General features: G+C 48.0%; 16 protein-coding genes. 1 reads left to right on the top strand and 15 read right to left on the bottom strand.

The window, feature by feature from the left end:
- Positions 1–35: 35 nt before the first annotated feature.
- The 7 genes from ASG16_RS14825 to citZ all read right to left on the bottom strand — a co-directional run bounded on the left by ASG16_RS14825 (position 36) and on the right by citZ (position 8,860).
- A complete protein-coding gene (locus ASG16_RS14825; RefSeq protein WP_056496752.1) occupies positions 36–1,124 on the bottom strand; it encodes a PRK06851 family protein in 1,089 nt (362 codons plus the stop codon).
- 237 nt (positions 1,125–1,361) lie between these two features.
- Complete coding sequence (gene phoU / locus ASG16_RS14820; protein WP_048031708.1) at positions 1,362–2,018, bottom strand: phosphate signaling complex protein PhoU; 657 nt, start codon at positions 2,016–2,018, stop codon at positions 1,362–1,364.
- Between the two features lie 108 nt (positions 2,019–2,126).
- Complete coding sequence (pnpS, locus tag ASG16_RS14815; RefSeq protein WP_056496755.1) at positions 2,127–3,890, bottom strand: two-component system histidine kinase PnpS; 1,764 nt, start codon at positions 3,888–3,890, stop codon at positions 2,127–2,129.
- Between the two features lie 13 nt (positions 3,891–3,903).
- Positions 3,904–4,599, bottom strand: coding sequence for a response regulator transcription factor (locus ASG16_RS14810; protein ID WP_007725334.1), 696 nt, complete (start codon positions 4,597–4,599; stop codon positions 3,904–3,906).
- Positions 4,600–5,319: 720 nt separating this feature from the next.
- On the bottom strand, positions 5,320–6,258 hold the full coding sequence (mdh, locus tag ASG16_RS14800) for a malate dehydrogenase (protein WP_056496760.1): 939 nt from the start codon (positions 6,256–6,258) through the stop codon (positions 5,320–5,322).
- Between the two features lie 52 nt (positions 6,259–6,310).
- A complete protein-coding gene (gene icd, locus ASG16_RS14795; RefSeq protein WP_048031705.1) occupies positions 6,311–7,594 on the bottom strand; it encodes an NADP-dependent isocitrate dehydrogenase in 1,284 nt (427 codons plus the stop codon).
- Between the two features lie 153 nt (positions 7,595–7,747).
- Positions 7,748–8,860, bottom strand: coding sequence for a citrate synthase (citZ, locus tag ASG16_RS14790; protein WP_056496763.1), 1,113 nt, complete (start codon positions 8,858–8,860; stop codon positions 7,748–7,750).
- Between the two features lie 425 nt (positions 8,861–9,285).
- On the opposite strand from citZ, the gene ytvI reads away from it, so the two are divergent.
- Entirely contained in the window at positions 9,286–10,416 is a 1,131-nt protein-coding gene (ytvI, locus tag ASG16_RS14785) for a sporulation integral membrane protein YtvI (protein ID WP_056496766.1), read from the top strand.
- Positions 10,417–10,493: 77 nt separating this feature from the next.
- Here ytvI and ASG16_RS14780 read toward each other — a convergent pair whose 3' ends face one another.
- From ASG16_RS14780 to ASG16_RS14740, 8 genes are all read right to left on the bottom strand, one after another.
- Entirely contained in the window at positions 10,494–10,889 is a 396-nt protein-coding gene (locus ASG16_RS14780; protein ID WP_056496768.1) for an FxsA family protein, read from the bottom strand.
- A 2-nt stretch (positions 10,890–10,891) separates the two neighbouring features.
- Positions 10,892–11,323 carry an acyl-CoA thioesterase gene (locus tag ASG16_RS14775; protein ID WP_048031701.1) on the bottom strand — a complete coding sequence of 144 codons (432 nt, stop codon included), beginning with the start codon at positions 11,321–11,323 and terminating at the stop codon, positions 10,892–10,894.
- Between the two features lie 1,125 nt (positions 11,324–12,448).
- A complete protein-coding gene (gene nrdJ, locus ASG16_RS14765) occupies positions 12,449–14,710 on the bottom strand; it encodes a ribonucleoside-triphosphate reductase, adenosylcobalamin-dependent (RefSeq protein WP_056496771.1) in 2,262 nt (753 codons plus the stop codon).
- 441 nt (positions 14,711–15,151) lie between these two features.
- Positions 15,152–16,906, bottom strand: a complete 1,755-nt coding sequence (gene pyk, locus ASG16_RS14760; protein ID WP_048031699.1) for a pyruvate kinase — start codon at positions 16,904–16,906, stop codon at positions 15,152–15,154.
- Between the two features lie 40 nt (positions 16,907–16,946).
- A complete protein-coding gene (gene pfkA, locus ASG16_RS14755) occupies positions 16,947–17,906 on the bottom strand; it encodes a 6-phosphofructokinase (protein WP_056496774.1) in 960 nt (319 codons plus the stop codon).
- Positions 17,907–18,127: 221 nt separating this feature from the next.
- The gene (gene accA, locus ASG16_RS14750; protein WP_056496778.1) at positions 18,128–19,084 is read right to left on the bottom strand and encodes an acetyl-CoA carboxylase carboxyl transferase subunit alpha; all 957 of its coding nucleotides are present in this window, start codon (positions 19,082–19,084) and stop codon (positions 18,128–18,130) included.
- The gene (gene accD, locus ASG16_RS14745) at positions 19,051–19,995 is read right to left on the bottom strand and encodes an acetyl-CoA carboxylase, carboxyltransferase subunit beta (protein ID WP_048031696.1); all 945 of its coding nucleotides are present in this window, start codon (positions 19,993–19,995) and stop codon (positions 19,051–19,053) included. The genes accA and accD overlap by 34 nt, the downstream gene beginning before the upstream one ends.
- 20 nt (positions 19,996–20,015) lie before the next feature.
- On the bottom strand, positions 20,016–20,198 hold the full coding sequence (locus tag ASG16_RS14740) for a hypothetical protein (protein WP_007725347.1): 183 nt from the start codon (positions 20,196–20,198) through the stop codon (positions 20,016–20,018).
- Positions 20,199–20,234: the final 36 nt, after the last annotated feature.

Below are 20,234 nucleotides of genomic sequence, written 5' to 3'. Positions count from 1 at the left end.
AGTCGAACGGGTTTCATTCTACCATCTGAATGCCATTAGCCCATCTTTGTCAGTCTGCTTACGAGAGCTTGCGAGACAGCCTTTAAACGTTGCTGGTCAACGGCTTCCTGATACGTGATGTTTAATTGGTCACGCAGCTCCTTGGCTGCCACAAGATTGGCTGTGGCCTCTTTAATTTTTTGGGTGTATCTTACCTTAATATCCAATAATTCTTCTTCATATTTCTCATCAGTTCCTGGGGTAATCGCGCGTTCGTACATATCAATAACCTCATCCGTATCTTTGCTAGGAAAATACTCATGCGGTGCCGTGCTGTCAAAAATGGCAAGACTCTTCTCAGGTACAATCACCATATCGAGACTGTGCGGGTCCAACCCACAGTGGTACACTTCCACATCAAAGCCACGTGTTTGGGCTTCCTTCACCAGCTTTTTCAGCATGGTTGACTTGCCAGAGCCTGGTCTTCCCTTGATGAAGTAGCGCTTCTCCAATTGGTCTGTCAGCTTCATGATATGATCGACCGGTCCCTGTGGAGTGGCTGCCCCCAAGTACATACGACGTACTTTTGCTTTCTTCTCTAGCTGCTCATCCCCGAAGAATAGCGCAACGACTTCTTCCGTGACGCGATTGGCTTCTTCTCTGTCCAGGTTTTCAATGTAAGGGGCTTCCCACTCATCATGGATCCGCAGTGCTTCGCCAAAAGCTTGATAAGCCTCTTCACTCTTGTTAAAAATCTCTTCGTACCAGGCAGCAATCCGGTCTTTGTCATCCACGAGCTGATCAACGTCTACCATCGCCTGCAAATTGACCTGAATTTCAGTTACGCCTGGGGAAGCCGGTCTCCACATGCGAGGATAACTTCCGTCCATGATCGCTACTTTATAGCGAGGAAAAATGACACCATCAAACTGTCCGTTCACAAAAGGGGAATGAATCCACTCCACTTCGTCTGTTTTTCGTGCCATTTGCTTTCCAATCGACTCGATCAGTGGCGATGTAATTCCTTCCACTGTCCCTGTCAAAATATAAACGCGCTCCAAGCCTTCCAATACAGAGTCATAAAAAGTCTTGTATCCTCGCGCAGTATTCCCTGCGGCATATATGTGGCGCACTTTTGTGGTCATTGCCTTTCCCTCCTGTACTTCTTCTACTGCCATTGAATCGATGTATTGTATGCACAAAAGGGAGAATAGGCGTCTGTCTACAACCATAAGAAAACCTCTATCGTGGTTTACTCAAGGATGAGCGACCGCGTTTTAGCGGAATGTTTTCCGTAATATTGAGAAGAAACCCGAAGAAGTTTATAAAAGCCGCTGCAAGCTATTCTTCATAGCTCACAGCGGCTTTTTGGCATTCGGGTCTTATTTATTCAAATCCGTCATTTTACCAGTAGACATATAGATAATCCATTCGCAGATGTTCGTAACATGATCGGCAATCCGTTCTAAATATTGCGCAACCAAAAGTAAATGCGTTCCTTGCGAAATGGCCTGACTGTTTTTCGTCATCAATTCAATCAGATCATGGAAAATCGTAGAGTAAAGTTTATCGACAATGTCGTCGCGTGCCGCAATCTCTTCTGCCGCTTCTTTATTGCGTGCAATATACGCATTTAAGCAATCGCGCACCATAGCCTTGACGTGATCAGCCATCATCGGAATATCGATGAGGGGTTTCACGTACGGGTCCGCCATTAAGCGTCGTGTCGTCTTGGCAATGGAAACGGCATGATCACCCATTCGCTCCAAATCCGTCACCAGCTTCAACATTGTTCCCAAGCGTCGCAAGTCACCTCCGACTGGCTGCTGCAATGCAATGAGACGGAAGCAATCGCTCTGTATTTCTTGCTCCAACTCATTGATCACAGGATCGCTTGCGATAACCTGTTCAGCTAGTTGGGCATCCCGCTCAACCAGACTCTTAATGGATTTATGAATAGCTTCTTCCACCAATGTGCCCATCGTCATGAGCTTGCGGTGCAGTACATCCTGCTGTTCTTCAAAAGCGTGCCGTGACATTTCCCTCTTCCCCCTTCTAGTGTCTGACATGTCAAATGGTACAAGGCGATTGTATTGTAGAAGTAAAGCTACTATTTTGTTTGTGTAAATGTTTTTTCAGTAGCTTTTTTAGGTCAGGGGAAGCGTGACTGTGAAGGTTGTCCCTCTTCCTTCCTTGCTCTCCACACTGATATGACCGTGCAAATTTTCCACGAGATGCTTCACAATTGCGAGGCCCAAACCTGTTCCACCTGAATCGCGGCTACGCGCCTTGTCTACGCGATAAAACCGCTCAAAGATACGCGTGAGTTCCTTTTCCGGAATACCAATCCCAGTATCCATCACTTGAATGGTGATGTTTTCGCTGTCTGCTTCTGTCTTGACGTTGATTTTCCCACCTTCTGGCGTATAGGCAATCGCATTCGTCAACAGATTTAAGATGATCTGCTGCAAGCAATCCTTATCCGTCATCAGCCAAATATCTGGCTTCGGTGAAGGCAGTGTGATCGTCAATTCCTTTCGCTGTGCCTGGTCATGCATGATGGCAACTGCCGAACTGATCAAATCCTGCAAGTGAACCTGACTCAGATGCAACGGGATTCGCTTCTGTTCGATTTTGGACAGGTCCAAAATATCGCGGATCATCCGGTAGAGTCGCTCGCTCTCATCTGAGATGATTTGCAAGAAATTGCGGCATGTTTCCTCATCTTGCATCGCCCCTTCAAGCAAGGTTTCTGTGAAGCCCTTGATCGAGGTAATCGGCGTGCGTAGCTCATGCGATACGTTTGCCACGAACTCACTACGCATCTTCTCCAGGCGGCGAATGTCTGTGATGTCATGCAGCACCACAACTACACCCCTGGACTCCCCCTTGAAGTTAATATAGGGAGCAAAATTCACGTCGAGGATGCGTTCCTGCGGGTAATAGATGTGTACCTCTTGACGGAACTTCTCGCTTCTGTCCAGGCATCTGTCGATGTATTGGCTGAGCCCAAAGCTCTTGCCTGCCTCGATATGCAGCTTCCCTACGATCTCATGTCCAGCGGTACCCAACAGCTTTTCAACGGCTGGATTGACCAGCATGATCCGACGTTGCTCTGAAATGAAGATCACGCCACTCGTCATATTGGTCAGCACACCTGCTAAGCGCTGCTGATTCTCCGAGATTTCGTACATCTGCTGCTCCAGGCTCGATGCCATGAAGTTGATCGCTCCTGCAAGCTGACCGATCTCATCCTTTGCTTTGATTCTCACACGGCTCTCGTATTGGCGCTGTGTAATGTTGCGGGCTACCCGGGTGATCTCCTCGATCGGACGAATAATGGAAAAGGAAATGCGGGAAACGACAATCGATCCGACTACCAAAGTAACCAATAAACCGGTGAGCAAGCTGTACCACATTTTGTGAATCGTATCGGTAATATCTTTCATCGACATCGCTGAACGAACAACACCGAATATTTCGTTGTTCAGTTCAACAGGTACTGCAACGTACATCATGTCATAGCCGAGCGTCTCACTGAAACGGCGGGAAATCCCTGTTTCTCCTTTTAACGCTGCCTTCATCTCCGGTCGGTCATGGTGGTTTTCCATCTCTTCCGGGTGGGAGGAGTTGTCGTACATCACCTGACCATCCTTGTCGATAATGGTAATCCGTACTTCATCCGTTGGCGCTACTTGTGTGACCCGATCCGCTAACGTCGCCTTATCGGTAAAGACGTTTGGGAAACGGACTGCCTGAGAGATGAGCTTCGACTCGCGGGACAATAGCTCATTCAGTGATTGGAGGTAGGAATTCTCCAGCACTTTGGCAAAATACATCCCCATCACCAATAGTACGAGGGAGATTAAACCCAAAATAGTCAAAGTGAGTTTGATTCGAAAGCGAGTCAAGGTAAATCCTCCGTTATCCTTCCAGTTTGTATCCTAATCCGCGAACTGTTTTGATGTATTTCGGGTTCTTCGTGTCATCCTCAAGCTTTTCACGCAAATGGCTGACATGCACGTCCACAATTCGAGAATCCCCGATGAAATCGTAGTTCCAAACAGCATTCAACAATTGATCGCGCGTCAGTACACGTCCTTGGTGGCTCGCTAAATAGTTAAGCAGCTCGAATTCCTTTGGCGTCAGCTCAACCTTCACGTCTTTACAAAACACCTCGTACTTCTCCGGGTAGATGCGAATATCCCCAAATTGGAGCAACACCTCTTGAGGCGCTGTAGTCGCTTCTGGCGTGTTCTGAAACCGCCGCAGAATGGCTTTCACGCGGGCAATAACTTCTCTTGGGCTAAATGGCTTTGTCAAATAATCATCGGCACCAAGCTCAAGCCCCAAAATCTTGTCGAGCTCATCATCTTTCGCTGTAAGCATCAAGATCGGCGTATTATTGCGTTCCTGGCGCAAGGTTTTGCATACGTCCATTCCATCCATCTTGGGAAGCATCAAATCAAGAATGATAAAATCAGGCTGCTCGCTTTTAACCATTTCCAAGGCCTGTTTACCGTCAAAAGCAGTTACGACCTGAAAACCTGATTTTTCAAGATTAAATTGCAATAGCTTTACAATAGAAGCTTCGTCATCCACTACCAACACTTTGATCATCTGTCTGTTTCCCCCTAGCGTTGCAATGCTTGCGCTCGATTTTCTTACCTACGTCCCCTGAAAAATGCTTCTCTCTACAATACTCAGTCTGCCAATGCTCATTGCGGAAAACAAGTAATTTTTTTGTAAAGACATGCTGATGAGCACATAGAACTTACTTGCTTGGCAATAGTATTCCTCTTTTAGGTAAAGGTATCTACATGAAAAAGGTCTTCTAACCATTGTGGTCGGGAGAAGCCCTGCCTCATGTTTTCCAGTCGCCTGTATCCTCTCTGCGTTCGGGCGGTCTCCTTCCAAACATGTGACAGTACTTCCGTACAGCTAAGGATGCATTCGTGATGTAAGGCGTTATGCAAGTTAACCTAAAGAAGCTTTTGAGAGATGAAACGTACTGCTAGCACACTTTTTTCCTTTAGCACTTTCAAAAAATGAAGAAAAGCTACGTGGAAGAAGCGAATTTCCAGTCCAAGCGCCTCTGGAGCCCATCTCAGCGTAGGAAAAAATGGCGGGGAATTTCAGCTTCACTCATGGACTACCTCCTCGAAACTTCTACGTTTGAAGCGCTCCCGCCATTTTTTCCGAAGCGAACAGTCAATCTTCCTAGCAGGGCGGAGGCCGAAGCGTAGACTGGAAATTCGCTTCTTCCCTCACCACAGCAACTTTCATTTATCCCTAAAAAAAGACGCCTTCCCAAAGAAAGGCGCCTTACATCTATTAATCTTATTTCAAAACAGCCATTACGCTGCGTACGGAGTCAGCAGATTTGTCGAGAGCTGCTTTCTCTTCGGCAGTCAGATCCAATTCGATCACTTTCTCAATCCCGTTTGTGCCGAGCAGAGTCGGTACTCCCAGGTAGAGATCGTTGTAGCCATACTCTCCTTGCAGAAGAGCGATGGATGGCAGAATGCGTTTTTTGTCCTTGATGATGGCTTCAGCCATTTGTACCAAGGATGCCGCAGGTGCGTAGTAAGCGGAACCGTTCCCCAAAAGGTTTACGATCTCGCCGCCACCCTTGCGAGTACGCTCTACGATCGCATCCAAACGGTCTTTCGGGATTAATTTTTCCAATGGGATACCACCCGCATAAGAGTAGCGAACCAATGGAACCATGTCATCACCGTGACCACCCAGAACAAAGCCCGTTACGTCTTCTACCGATACGTTCAGCTCCATAGCGACGAAGGTACGGAAACGAGCCGTATCCAGAACACCGGATTGACCGATTACGCGCTCTTTCGGGAAGCCGGACGTTTTGAAGAAGGTGTACGTCATCGCGTCAACTGGGTTAGATAGTACGAGCACGATAGAGTTAGGTGCATATGTTTTTACTTGCTCTGCAACAGATTTCATAATACCAGCATTGGTGTTAACCAAGTCATCGCGGGACATGCCAGGCTTGCGGGCAATACCTGCTGTGATGATGACGAGATCAGCATCTTTGATGTCTTCATAGTTGGCAGTACCTGTGATGCTTGCATCAAAGCCTAATACTGGCGAGGATTCCATCATGTCGAGCGCTTTACCTTTTGTTGGGTTTTCCAGTTGCGGAATGTCAACCAATACGATGTCGCCCAGTTCTTTTTGCCCCAAAATGAATGCAGTTGTTGCACCAGTGAAGCCACTACCGATAACAGCGATTTTTTTACGGTTGAATGCCATGAACTATTCCCCTCCAAAAATGTAAGTGTAAAAATTTGTACCCAAATCTATCTTACATGTTTTGAATCAGAGCGTCAGCAAACTCGGAGCATTTCAGTTCTTGTGCGCCTTCCATCAGACGAGCGAAATCGTATGTTACTGTTTTCGCGGAGATGGTTTTTTCCATGGAGTTGATGATCAGGTCAGCTGCTTCGTTCCAACCCAGGTGACGCAGCATCATTTCTCCGGACAGGATCACGGAGGATGGGTTTACTTTGTCCAGACCAGCGTATTTCGGAGCTGTACCATGAGTTGCTTCGAAGATCGCATGACCAGTCAGGTAGTTGATGTTTGCACCTGGAGCGATACCGATACCGCCTACTTGTGCAGCCAGTGCGTCAGATACATAGTCACCGTTCAGGTTGAGTGTTGCTACTACATCGTACTCAGCTGGACGAGTCAGGATTTGTTGCAGGAACGCGTCAGCGATAACATCTTTCACGATGATTTTGCCAGCTGCTTCTGCTTCTTTTTGTGCTTTGTCAGCGTCTCCGCCTTCAGCTTTGATACGATCGTATTGTGCCCAAGTGAACACTTTGTCGCCGTATTCTGCTTCAGCCAGTGCATAACCCCAGCTTTTGAACGCACCTTCCGTGAACTTCATGATGTTACCTTTGTGTACGAGGGTAACGGATTTGCGCTTGTTGTCAATTGCATAATCGATTGCTGCACGTACCAGACGCTCTGTACCATCTTTGGAAACAGGCTTGATACCGATACCAGAAGTTTCTGGGAAGCGGATTTTCTTCACGCCCATTTCGTTTTGCAGGAAGTCGATTACTTTTTTCACTTCTGGAGTACCTTCAGCCCACTCTACGCCAGCGTAGATGTCTTCAGTGTTCTCGCGGAAGATTACCATGTCAGTCAATTCAGGATGTTTCACTGGGGATGGAACGCCATCGAAGTATTGAACAGGACGTACGCAAGCATACAGATCCAGCTCTTGACGCAGTGCTACGTTGATAGAACGGATACCGCCGCCTACTGGTGTAGTCAAAGGACCTTTGATTGCGATCAGGTATTCACGAACAGCAGTCAGCGTATCTTCTGGCAGCCACTCGCTGTATTGGTTGAAGGATTTTTCACCTGCGAATACTTCGAACCAAGCGATTTTCTTTTCGCCTTTGTAAGCTTTTTCTACAGCTGCATCCAGAACGCGAACAGAAGCTTTCCAGATATCAGGGCCCGTACCGTCACCCTCGATGAAAGGAATGACCGGATTGTTTGGAACTACCAGTTTACCGTTATCCACAGTAATTTTTTCGCCTACAGTTGGTTGCGTCAGGTTTTTAAACACAAAAAATCCCTCCAGTGTTATATATATTTGGTGATTATGAATATTTCCAGACGTAGGAGAACTACCACTCACTTGTGGTAGTTCTCAAGCTTGCGCTCAGGAGCGATCAGCCTGGCTGACCACCTGCCCTCCACGCTCGAAAATAGCGAGTTCTTAGCGGCGGTCAATTGGAACGTAGTGTTGGTTGACCGGACCGGTGTAATCCGCGCGAGGACGGATCAGGCGATTATTTTCATACTGTTCCATGATGTGAGCCGTCCAACCGGACATACGGCTGATGGCAAAGATCGGTGTGAACAGGTCTGTTTCGAGACCGAGTGAAATGTAAACAGATGCGGAGTAGAAGTCAACGTTTGGTTTCAAGCCTTTTTCGCCGGAAATCATTTCATCGATCTTCACAGACATCTCAAACAGCTCAGGGCGGCCGATTTGCGCGGTCAGCGCTTTGGACATTTCTTTCAGCCATTTCGCACGTGGGTCACCATCTTTGTATACACGGTGTCCGAAGCCCATGATTTTATCCTTGTTATCCAGCTTGGTGCGGATATAGGATTCTACATTAGCCATGCCGCCGATTTCGTTCAGCATTTTTGCTACTGCTTCATTAGCGCCGCCATGCAGAGGGCCTTTGAGTGTACCGATTGCAGACACGATACCGGAATAAATGTCAGTCAGAGTCGCAACAGTTACGCGAGCAGAGAATGTAGATGCATTAAACTCATGGTCAGCATGCAGGATCAGAGCAACATCAAACGCTTTTACTGCTGTTTCTGTTGGCTCTTGGCCTGTAAGCATGTAGAGGAAGTTTTGTGCAATCGTGAAATCTGCACGTGGAGCTACTGGCTCCAGACCTTTACGCATACGCTCGTAAGCAGCGATCAAGGTAGGAGTTTGTGCCATCAGACGGATAGATTTCCGATAGTTGGCTTCAGGAGACATATCTTGCGCTTCTGTGTCGTAGAGCGCTAGCGAAGAGACAGCTGTGCGCAACGCCGCCATTGGATGTACGCCTTTTGGATAGTGGCGAATGCTTTCCAGCACTTCTTGGGCCACTGCTGCATTTTCACCCAATTGTTTTTTCAAAGCGTCTAGCTGATCACGCTTCGGTAACGCTCCATGCCAGAGCAAATATACAACCTCTTCAAAAGTTGCATGTTCTGCCAGCTCATCGATGTTGATCCCGCCATAGCAAAGAACCCCATCGACGATCGAACAGATGGATGATTGAGCGGCAACAACGCCTTCAAGTCCACGAGTAGTTGTCATAGAACTCCCTCTCCTTTTCCACTCAAGTAGTAGTGCTTATCCAGTCTTCGCTTGTCCGCCATGACTGATAAACGACCTAATCAGGTTCAAAAAAGACGATTTTTTGAACATCCTATCTATGAAATTGTAAGCAGCGGTTTCTTTCATCCACCACTCTTGACAGGGAATGTATCCACGCAAATCCTCACAAGGTCGTACATGAAAATGACGCTCGTGTAAGGGGAGAGGCGAGAGAAAAGAATCCACTAAGACGACCCAATTATAAAAGATTATTGCGATTTTGTGAATAAGGTTGGCGAAAAAATGTTTCGAAGGGTGAAACGGAGTTTTGTTTTTTCGCGATTCTTGCTCCACCTATCGGGCATGCTGCATAATAGAAACATCAGTATTTTGTTCGCACCTTCGCGGCGGAAAGGAGAAATCGTTTGAATCAGGAAAACTGGGTAGAGCGCCTCTTTCAAATCATTCGCTTGTTATGGGTTTGCCTGCTTGTCTATGTAGGGATTTGGGTATTCCAACACGCAACACCCTTACTGTACCCATTTATAATCGCTTTAATCATTGCGCTCATCATCAATAAACCAGTTACGTTCATGACGAGAAAGTTCAGGATTCCACGCTGGCTTTCGGTCATTATCGCGCTCTTGGTTTTGATGCTGCTTGCTGGTGGAGTGGTCACACTGATTATCACGGAAACGGTCGTGGAAATCGGAGAGCTGGCCAAACGCTTGCCAGTCGTTGCACAGGAGCTAGCCCATTATTTGCAAAATACGATTTCTCAAGACTTCTTGATGGGCATTTACAATCAGGTTCAGTGGTTTTACGATCAGCTCGATCCAAGTTATAAGGATAAGCTTACCAGTACGGTAGGCAGTGCGATCTCGACCATCACGAATGTCGGGCAGGACTTGATCGTCAAATTCCTGGACGGATTGAAAAATCTGCTTGTCTCACTCCCGAATATGGCAACAGTTTCCGTCATTTCCATCATGGGTGCGTTCTTTATCTCCAAAGATTTTGCTCTTTGGGAAGCGCGGGCTCGTCGTCTTTTGCCAAAAGGAGTAAACAGCCGTCTCGATCAGATTTTTATCGATTTGCGCAATGCCTTGTTCGGGTTTGTCAAGGCGCAGTTGACTCTCATCTCCTTAACCGCTGCCATCGTGATTATTGGTCTGTTGTTCATGCGTGTCGAATACGCAATAACGATTGGCTTGATCACGGGCTTAGTCGATCTCTTGCCTTATCTTGGGACAGGGACCGTCTTTGTTCCTTGGATCATCTACATGTTTTTCAAAGGCAATTACACGATGGTCATCGGCTTGTCCATTTTGTACGGGGTCGTCTTGATTTTCCGTCAAATTATCGAGCCAAAAGTCGTTGCGGAAAACGTCGGTCTCGACCCTCTCCTCACGCTAGTCGCGCTGTTTGTTGGCCTCCAATTGTTCGGATTCTTGGGCTTGATCATCGGACCTGTTTCACTTGTCATGATTAATGCTTTGGTAAAAGCCAACGTCTTCGTCGATGTATGGGGCTACATCCGTGGAAAGAAAACCTGACCCAACGTAAAAAGAACCGCTTGCGAGCAGCTTGTCACACAGCTCGAAGCGGTTCTTTTTTATAGGGAATATCTGTATTAGCGGCGGAAAAACAATTGAACACGACCAGACGAGATGAGCTTCCACAACCAGCGCTTCAACAGATGACGAATAATCATCCGTGTGTACGGAATGAGGAAGACCAGTCCAATCACATCCGTGACGAATCCAGGCAACAAGAGCAAAATGCCACCGATCAAAATCAAAACACCATCGATAAGTGAATCAGTCGGCATTTGCCCACGCGACAACTGGTGTTGGACCATCCGGAATACTTGCATCCCCTGCTGTCTCGCGAGCCAAGCTCCCAAGATCCCCGTGAGAATGACTAGCACGACTGTATTCCAACCACCGATCCACGATCCAATGGTAATAAGCCCCCAAAGCTCTAAACCAAACGCAACGACAAATAGAATGGCAAAAAAGCGGAACATGCTTATTCCCCTCCTTTATGCTGGGAGTCCAACCAATCATAGATGTCAGGCTCCGCTCGTGACAAGCGAATGGGCCTCAAAGCTGTGTTGGTAAATACATGCATCGTCTCTCCTGAGACCAACGGCTGTTGGTCAGGCAATCTAACAATCTCGTATGCAAAAGTGAGACGGACAGGACTGAGCTCTTTTACTCTCGTCCGTATTTCTACCTCATCGTCATAGCGGGCGGGCTGTTTGTAAGAGATGTTCGCATCTGTGACAGGCAGAAGTACGCCTTTTTCCTCCAGCTCACGATAGGTGATCCCCGCATGGCGAATCAATTCTGTTCGTCCTACTTCAAACCAGTTCAAGTAATTCGTATGGTAGACCACACCCATCTGATCGGTTTCGCCATAGCGGACACGCAATCGATGGGAATGAATAATGGGAGTCATATTGGATCGCTCCTTTCTCTATAGGATGATTGTACCATACAAGGACAAGAAAATACGTTGCTGTTGTGGTGGGGAGGAAACAGGAGAAAACGCTCCAGCTTCTAGGGCCACCTCCTGAGGGATTGACTGCCCGACTCCATGCAAAACGCAAAACCGCGTCCAAAGTGGTCCATTCAGGAGGCTTTTCAGAGGTGGACGCTTAAGAACGTGTTTCGCTTTTTGCATTCCGTCTCGGTCGGTGTCCCTAAGATCTTCGCTGTTTTCTCCTGTTTCCTCTACGAGCTTTCCGTGTTAGACGGGTATTAAATGCCTTAAAAGATTGAAGAATCTCATCTGTAACGCTAGAGAAGAATATTTCCAGACGTAGCGACTTGTGGAGTCCTACCGAGCGGAGAAGGGATTCGCGGGCAAAAGAAACGCAACCGTGCCCATACGACGAAGCGGCTACCACTTTTGCGTTTCCCCGCGAATCCCTTCGGAGCGGGCAGTCTCAGCCCCCAGCAGGACGGAGCCTGGAGCCTAGACTGGAAATATTCTTCTCTTCACCACAGCCACATTTTAGAAACCTTTTGTAGTTGCTGTAGTGCTGGGGAGGAAACAGGAGAAAACGCTCAGCTTCTTGTCCCACCCGCTGGGGGATTCACTGCCCGCCTCCATGCAAAAAGCGAAACCGCGTCCAAAGTAGTCCTTTCAGGATGTATTTCAGAGGTGGACGCTTAAGGGCGTGTTTCGCTTTTTGCATTGCGTCTCGGTCGGTGTACCAAAGATCTTCGCTTTTTTCTCCTGTTTCCTCTAGTGCTTTCCATATGATCCGATTTTTTAAATCCTTAAAAGAATGAAGAACCTCATTTGTTACGCTAGAGAAGAATATTTCCAGACGTAGCGACTTGTGGAGTCCTACCGAGCGGAGAAGGGATTCGCGGGCAAAAGAAACGCAACGTGCCCATGCAACGTAGCGGCTACCACTTTTGCGTTTCCCCGCGAATCCCTTCGGAGCGGGCAGTCCCGCCCACAGCAGGACGGAGCCTGGAGCCTAGACTGGAAATGTTCTTCTCTCCCCTACAGCCACATAAAAAAACAGAGGCAAACTGATTTTCTCAGTCTGCCTCTTATTATTCAGATCTCTTAACGAATCGGACAAGCTCCGCCTTCGCAAGATTCAGCCGTGGACAGATCAGCCTCGCCGCCGGTTTCATACTGCTGCAAAATCGCAGGATCAAATGGCTTCATGGACTGCTTCAATGCCTCGTACTGTTCTTTGGTGCACTCTTCATATGGAGCCAATTGGTAGTTTCCGCCATCCAATTGCAAGAAAGATACACCTACGAAATTATCCCAGTTATCGTATACGATGTCTTCTACTTCTACCCACTCTTCCTTGCGTACCGTAATGGTGTTAGAAGAGTTATGCTCGGTATATTCTTTTTGGAAACGGAAGTACGTATCGAATTGGCGTTTTGCACTTACTTCGTTCTTCGTTTCTTCTGCGCCCGATGCTACAGGGAAATCGATCACGAGTGTACGTGCATTTGCCATGCGCTCTTCATATGTTTCGCCTGGTGTTCCTACCTCTGGGTTGACTGTCCAACCGAGAGTTTGTACCGCTTTTGCCAATGGATCCTCAGCATTGATGCGAATGCGGCGGATGTAGTACGGCGAATGGGACCAGTGCAGACCGCTGGAGACACCACCAGCAACCTGAGACAGCGTACCTTCCGGCTTCACTGTCGTTACCAGGAGTGGAGAGTTCACACGCAGCTCATACGCATAACGGTTCGCCTCGTCACGAGCAGCATCGCCCAGCTTGCGCAGCAGTTCGAGCTCTTGCTCTTCTGTATAGCCAAGGGATGCCAGCGCATCCTTCACACCAGTAAGGGAAGTTCCGAGCAAACGGTCACGCTGTTGAACGGTATCCCAATGCGGCAGTTCCAGCGTAACCAGCGTCATGCGCAGACCGGCACGAGCAGATTTGCGTTGTGCTTCCAGCAAGCCATCGAGATCCAGATACTTGGAGCCATCCTCGCGATCCTTCACGAATTCAACCAGATTGACTGTCGTCAGGTTGCAGACGCCATAAGAATCGAGCAGGATTTCTGCACAAGGGTTCAAGCCCTCTGCATTTGGACGACGACGGTTCGCTTCTTCCAGGTTGATGAAGCCTGGCTCGCCTTCCAATTGCATCAAAGTGAACACGAGGTTCAAAAATGGCTTGGTCGGTTGTTTAGTAAAAGCGATGGAGTTGTTGGACATCCGGCGGTGATCCAGACCGAAGCGTCCGTCTCCTACTTTTTGGATGCTGTCAAACCAAACAGGCTTGTGCTCACCCAACAGCTCGCCCACACGACGGTGGTGGTTCAACTGATCCTCTGTCCAGAAACCGTTGATGCCGTATTTCGCCAGCATGCACTCGTAATCATCGTGATCGAACAGGAAAATTTCAGCTGTCCGGCGCACGCCACCTACTACGACGTTTGCTCCGATGAGGTTTCCAATGTCGAGAATATGTATCGGACGGATTTTGCCGTATCCTTTTTCATCACTCTCGATCGCTGCCAAGTGCTGGTCGATTTGGTTTTTCAACACTTTATCGATTCCTTCAAACATTTCGCGAAGCGGCTCATGACCACTAGCAGTACCGCCAAAACGCTTCAGTCGCTCGCCTTTTGGACGCACGCTGTTATAAGAGATTTTCACGGTGTGAATGTGTTCGTAAGTGGAATCTGTCAAAATTTGCAGGTAAAGACGGAGGGATTCTACCCAGCCTTCTTTACTGTCTCCTACATAAATCTTGGCAAAGCCGTTATCCAGTACATTCAGCTCAGAACGCTCCAGGCGTTGATGCTTTGGCAGCGGTCTGTATTCAGAAGAAAGCAGCGAAACATTCGTACGAATCGGGCCCAGTCCAGCAGCCATTTCCTTCGTGCATTTGAAACCTACGCCAGTTCCTACCAACAGAAGGTAGAACAAATCGCCCAAGTCATCCCAAGACTTGATGTTCAGGAAAGAGCAGTTGAAGTTCGCCAACGGATACAAATCCGCTACGCCGTTGTCTGCACCGCCAACCCACAAGGTACGGCCAGACAAAAACTGGCGAAGGTTGAACATGTTGTCAAACAAGCCTTCTGCCTCTTTTTCCATTGCGCGAGAATCGGCGTACATTCCGATTTTGTTCAAATGCTGATAAGCCAGCTTAATATTGTAATCCACCGAGCGGCGGCAAGTTTCTTTCCACGTTTCCCGTCTTCCTTTTTCCGGTACAAAACGAGAATAAGTACGGTAGTAAACAAATTGTCCCAGAGGACTCATATGGATCGGAAAATCAGGATATTGATCTAAGAATTCATCCCGCAAAAATTGAGTTCGGGATACGGTTTCGGTCGCCAGCATATCGTTCCTCCTTCGAATCTTTCCTCTCTAGTTAACTATCTTTATCTGTAAAACTCAATAGTTTTACCTATATATTGTGCGAAATAATTTTCGACAATACTAGATGTTGTGTTCGCTCTAAAAAAACACTTGACACAAAATCCCGAACATTGGACGTACAAAAGGGCAGTTCTATGTTCAGCCTTTTCCTGGCAACGAGCGCTATAACATCCATTCTGTCATGATTTGGAAACTCCGAACGTATGGATTTCATCCGTCCTGACACAAAGCCACCGACCGATTTTAACAGATTCCCACTTGCTTTGCACCACCTAATAATCACCGTTATCTGGTAAAACTTATCAGGCAGTTCGTCGGCTAATCCTTTTTATACCAAGCCAAAAAAGGGTGACGCTTGGTCACCCTTCAGAGGCATTCTTCATTAAATATGAGTATTATTACCTACAGAATCCGGGCGTGTCCTGAGTAAATATGCCCACGTTCAGAATCCACTGTTACGATTTGCCCGTCCTTCAATACATCCGTAGCAAATTGCACCCCTACGATGACTGGAACGCCGAGATTCAGGCCTACGATGGCTGCATGAGAGGTAAGCCCGCCCTCTTCGCAAATCACCGCTCCAGCCTTGCCAAACGCTTCAATCATATCGGAGTCGGTACCGATGGTTACCAGGATCGCCCCTTCTTCTACCTTTGCCAGCGCCTCTTCAGCGGATCTGGCAATCACTACCTTGTTTGTGACAACTTTACGGCCGATTCCTTGTCCTTTTGCTACCACATCGCCAATGACGTGAATTTTCATCAGGTTCGTTGTCCCAACTTCACGCACAGGCACGCCTGCTGTGATCACAACGAGATCGCCATGACGAACGAAGCCTGCATCGAGCGCCTCCTGAACAGACATCTCCAGCATTTCATCAGTTGTATTCGCCATTTCGCCCTTCACCGGATACACGCCATTTACGAGTGCAAGACGGCGAATAATTGCTTCATGTGGCGTTACAGCCACGATAGGTGCTTTTGGACGGAACTTTGATACCATGCGAGCAGTGTGTCCGCTTTCGGTCGCCGTAATGATTGCCGCTGCGTCCAGATCCAGAGCTGCATTGGATACGGCTTGGCTGATGGCATCGGTAATCGTCACTTGTTTGAGCTGTGCTTGCGCGTACAAGATCTCGCGATAATTCAGCTCCTGCTCTGCACGTACAGCAATGCGCACCATGGTTTCAACAGACTCAACCGGGTATTTACCGGCAGCCGTCTCTCCGGAGAGCATGATCGCGTCTGTACCATCGAAAATGGCATTCGCAACGTCACTCGCTTCCGCACGTGTCGGGCGCGGGTTGCGCTGCATAGAATCGAGCATTTGTGTCGCCGTAATGACAGGCTTCGCCAGTTCGTTACACTTCTTGATCAGCTTCTTCTGGACAAGTGGTACTTCTTCTGCCGGAATCTCTACGCCCAAATCACCACGCGCAACCATGATTCCATCTGTTACTACCAGAATTTCGTCTACGTTATCGACACCTTCCTGGTTTTCGATTTTCGCGATAATATCGATACGCACGTTATGGCGCTCCAGGATTTGGCGAATCTCCAAGATATCCGATGCTTTTCGGACGAAGGAAGCCGCAATGAAATCGACTCCTTGTTCAATACCGAATTCGATATCCTGTGCATCTTTTTCTGTGATACCAGGCAAGTTGATTTTGACGCCTGGAACATTGACACCTTTTTTGCTCTTCAGTGTTCCACCGTTTTTGATCAAGCAGACGATTTCGGTGTCACTCACTTCCTGTACAGTCAACCCGATCAAACCGTCGTCGATCAAGATCGTATCACCGATATTGACATCACGAGGCAATTCCGGATACGTAATGGAGACGCGCTCCGCAGTTCCTGCTACTTCCTCAGTGGTGAGGATCAGTGTATTTCCTTCTACGAGCTCGACTGCATCTACTGCGAGCGTACCCGTGCGGATTTCAGGACCTTTTGTATCCAGCAGGATTGCAACAGGTTTCCCGGTTTCTTTTGACGCCTGACGAATGTTTACAATTCGCGCCGCATGCTCCTCATGGGAACCGTGCGAGAAATTCAAACGGGCTACGTTCATTCCGGATTCAATCAATTTTTTCAGTGTTTCAACCGATTCACTCGCCGGTCCAATGGTACACACGATTTTTGCTTTCCTTAACATAGGATGTAAGCCTCCTCTACACTCGTAAAAGCTGTCAGTTTTATATAGATAGCGTGCGCGCCAATTGATAAATGGATAAATCCAATTGATGCTTTTTCGCCAATGCTTCTTGAAAATCAACATCAACGATCTGGTTGTTCTGAATCCCAACCATTCGGTCCTGCTTGCCCTCCAGCAACAAATCGACAGCTGCTGCACCCATTCGGCTCGCCAGCATTCGATCCATCGCAGTAGGGGAACCACCGCGCTGAATATGCCCAAGTACCGTTACCCGAGTCTCCCAGCCTGTTTCTTTCGTGATCGCTTCGGCATAAGAAGCTGCACTTCCTACCCCTTCCGCCACAATAATAATGGAATGCTTTTTGCCACGGCGTTGTCCAGCATGCAAACGCTCAATAATGTCGTCCATCTCCTGCGACGCTTCCGGGATAATAATGGACTCGGCACCAGCTGCAAGCCCTGCCCACAATGCCAGATCGCCAGCATCTCGTCCCATCACTTCAATAATGTACGTGCGTTCATGCGAGGTGGCCGTATCGCGTATTTTATCGATCGCTTCCACAACGGTATTCAATGCGGTATCAAACCCGATCGTGAAATCGGTGCACGGAATATCATTATCAATCGTACCCGGTACGCCAATGGTCGGGAAGCCTCTTTCGGTCAGCTTCTGTGCACCGCGAAACGACCCGTCCCCCCCAATCACAATCAAACCTTCAATTCCATGAGCATGTAATTGGTCCACTGCTTTTTGCTGTCCGGCTTCCGTCTTGAACGCTTCACTGCGAGCGGAGTAGAGAATGGTTCCTCCCCGTTGGATAATATCCCCAACAGAGCCAAGAGACATCTCCTTGATATCTCCCCTCATCAGCCCTTCGTATCCGTGGTAAACCCCAAACATTTGTACCTCGTGAAAATGAGCACGACGTACAGCCGCCCGGACTGCGGCATTCATTCCAGGAGAATCTCCACCGCTAGTGAGAACTGCAAGTTTTCGCATGGAATCCACCTCTCCAATCATATCGTCTTTAGCATGTCATTTAACGGAAACAGTATGTACCATACCTTGTATGAAACATGCTGTATCACTCAATTCCTCATATCTGTTATACACTCGAAAGATATGTGCCATACTTTTTGAAAGCTCTGATAACTCTTTCATTCGACTTCGATTGTAGCAGATTTCCCTCGGAGAAAAAAGAAAAAAACGCCCCCTGTTTCTTACAGGGTGGCGAATTCTCCGATCTGTTTAAACTTCTCGTAACGGTCCTGTATCAATTCATCTGGAGTTAAACGGCCCAACTGTTCTAGTTGTTCCGCGATGACCGCCTTGACCATCCCTGCCTGCGCAATCAAATCACGATGGGCTCCTCCGAATGGTTCATCAATAATTCCGTCAATGACTCCTAATTCCAACAAATCAGGAGCCGTGATTTTCATCGTCTCCGCTGCACGCATACCCAAGCTGGAATCTCTCCAGAGAATCGCAGCTGCACTCTCCGGTGCAATCACGGAGTAATAGGAATTCTCCAACATATAGATGCGGTTGCCTACGCTGATCGCCAAGGCTCCACCGCTTCCGCCTTCCCCGATGACGATACAAATAATCGGCACGCCAAATGTCGCCATTTCACGCAGATTGCGGGCAATCGCTTCGCTCTGACCGCGCTCTTCTGCCGCTTTTCCAGGATAAGCACCTGATGTATTGATAAAGCAAATAATCGGGCGACCGAACTTGTCCGCCTGCTGCATAATGCGCAATGCCTTCCGGTAGCCTTCTGGGTGCGCCATCCCAAAATTGCGCTTGATGTTGTCTTTTGTGTCTTTCCCTTTTTGGTGACCGATGATCGTAACCGGACGTCCATCCAGCTTGGCAATTCCACCCACGATGGAATGGTCGTCTCCAAACAAACGGTCTCCATGAACCTCGATAAAATCAGTAAAAAGAAGTTGTATATAGTCCAAAGTCGTTGGCCGTTCCGGATGACGAGCCAGCTGTACACGTTGCCACGGAGTCAAATTGCCGTAAATTTGCTCAGCAAGCTCTTTTGATTTTTGTTCGAGACGCTGTACTTCGTCAGAGAAATCAATTCCCTTTTCCTCAGTAAAACGGCGCAATTCCTTAATCTTATCTTGTAATTCTACTAATGGCTTTTCAAAGGAGAGCTCGCCTGCCATGTTTCTACTCCTTCCCGAGACGTGTGCATCTCTACCAGTTTGGACAGTGTATTTCGCATGTCCTTACGGTGTACCACCATGTCGAGTTGCCCATTTTTTAACAAGAATTCCGCTGTTTGGAAGTCTTTTGGCAACTCCTGACGGATCGTTTGCTCAATGACTCGACGCCCAGCAAAACCGATCATAGCTCCTGGTTCTGCGATATTGTAATCTCCCAACGAAGAAAAGCTGGCTGATACCCCACCATATGTAGGATTCGTCATGACCGAGACAAAGAGTAAGCGTTCGCGATCCAAGCGAGACAACGCTGCGCTGGTCTTCGCCATTTGCATCAGGCTCAATACACCTTCTTGCATGCGTGCTCCACCAGATGCACTGAACAGAATGAAAGGCAAACGCCGTTCGATCGCTTGCTCAATTGCACGCGTGATTTTTTCCCCGACGACCGAGCCCATACTCGCCATACGGAAACGAGAATCCATGACCCCAATCACGATGCGATTTCCACCCAGAACACCTTCACCTGTAATGATCGCCTCGTTCAAATTGGTTTTGGCCATATCTTGCTCCAGTTTTTCCAAATAGCCAGGAAAACCGAGTGGATTGGCTGTAATCAAATTGGCATCAAATTCTTCTGTCAGAACCCCATCATCCAGAAGCGCTTGCAGACGCTCCGGAGCGGACATGGAGTAGTGGAACTGGCAGCCTTTGCAGACACGCAAGTTCTTCTCCAAATCCTTTGAGTAGTGAATCGTCCCACAATGTGGGCATTTATTCATCAATCCCTCAGGGACTTCCTTTTCTTTCGTACCCGCTTCCTTGCTAGTGTCGGTGGAAGCAGGGACACGTGCTAGTGTCTCTGAAGGAACTGTAGCGAATTTGCGCTTTTTCCCAAAAAGATCTTTAAGCACAGGTAAACCCACCTTTCTCTTCAGTGAAGGATCGTGCCGAGTACATCCCGGACTTCGTTTAGTTCGCTCTCCGGCACAAGAATCTCGTATTGTTTCGAGACCTTACCTTCGCGAACCTTTACCAAAAACCCTTCATCTGTCAAACGTTGCTGTATCCGTTCTGCAATTCTAGCGCTAGGAGCGATGTAGATGACCGTCCACATGCTGGCTTCCTCCTCAATCGTCCAATACAGATCTGC

This window comes from Brevibacillus sp. Leaf182 (assembly GCF_001423865.2).
Taxonomy (GTDB): Bacteria; Bacillota; Bacilli; order Brevibacillales; family Brevibacillaceae; genus Brevibacillus; species Brevibacillus brevis_C.
Note: the sequence above shows the minus strand (reverse complement) of the source record. Positions and strands in the feature narration are given on the sequence as shown.

Bases quoted from the DNA above. Each gene is read 5' to 3' on its own strand.
- ASG16_RS14740 (WP_007725347.1), bottom strand. From the start codon at position 20,198: ATGTGGACGGTCATCTACATCGCTCCTAGCGCTAGAATTGCAGAACGG.
- accA (WP_056496778.1), bottom strand. From the start codon at position 19,084: ATGGCAGGCGAGCTCTCCTTTGAAAAGCCATTAGTAGAATTACAAGAT.
- pyk (WP_048031699.1), bottom strand. From the start codon at position 16,906: ATGTTAAGGAAAGCAAAAATCGTGTGTACCATTGGACCGGCGAGTGAA.
- ASG16_RS14775 (WP_048031701.1), bottom strand. From the start codon at position 11,323: ATGACTCCCATTATTCATTCCCATCGATTGCGTGTCCGCTATGGCGAA.
- ASG16_RS14810 (WP_007725334.1), bottom strand. From the start codon at position 4,599: ATGATCAAAGTGTTGGTAGTGGATGACGAAGCTTCTATTGTAAAGCTA.
- nrdJ (WP_056496771.1), bottom strand. From the start codon at position 14,710: ATGCTGGCGACCGAAACCGTATCCCGAACTCAATTTTTGCGGGATGAA.
- pfkA (WP_056496774.1), bottom strand. From the start codon at position 17,906: ATGCGAAAACTTGCAGTTCTCACTAGCGGTGGAGATTCTCCTGGAATG.
- mdh (WP_056496760.1), bottom strand. From the start codon at position 6,258: ATGGCATTCAACCGTAAAAAAATCGCTGTTATCGGTAGTGGCTTCACT.
- ASG16_RS14780 (WP_056496768.1), bottom strand. From the start codon at position 10,889: ATGTTCCGCTTTTTTGCCATTCTATTTGTCGTTGCGTTTGGTTTAGAG.
- ASG16_RS14825 (WP_056496752.1), bottom strand. From the start codon at position 1,124: ATGACCACAAAAGTGCGCCACATATATGCCGCAGGGAATACTGCGCGA.
- citZ (WP_056496763.1), bottom strand. From the start codon at position 8,860: ATGACAACTACTCGTGGACTTGAAGGCGTTGTTGCCGCTCAATCATCC.
- phoU (WP_048031708.1), bottom strand. From the start codon at position 2,018: ATGTCACGGCACGCTTTTGAAGAACAGCAGGATGTACTGCACCGCAAG.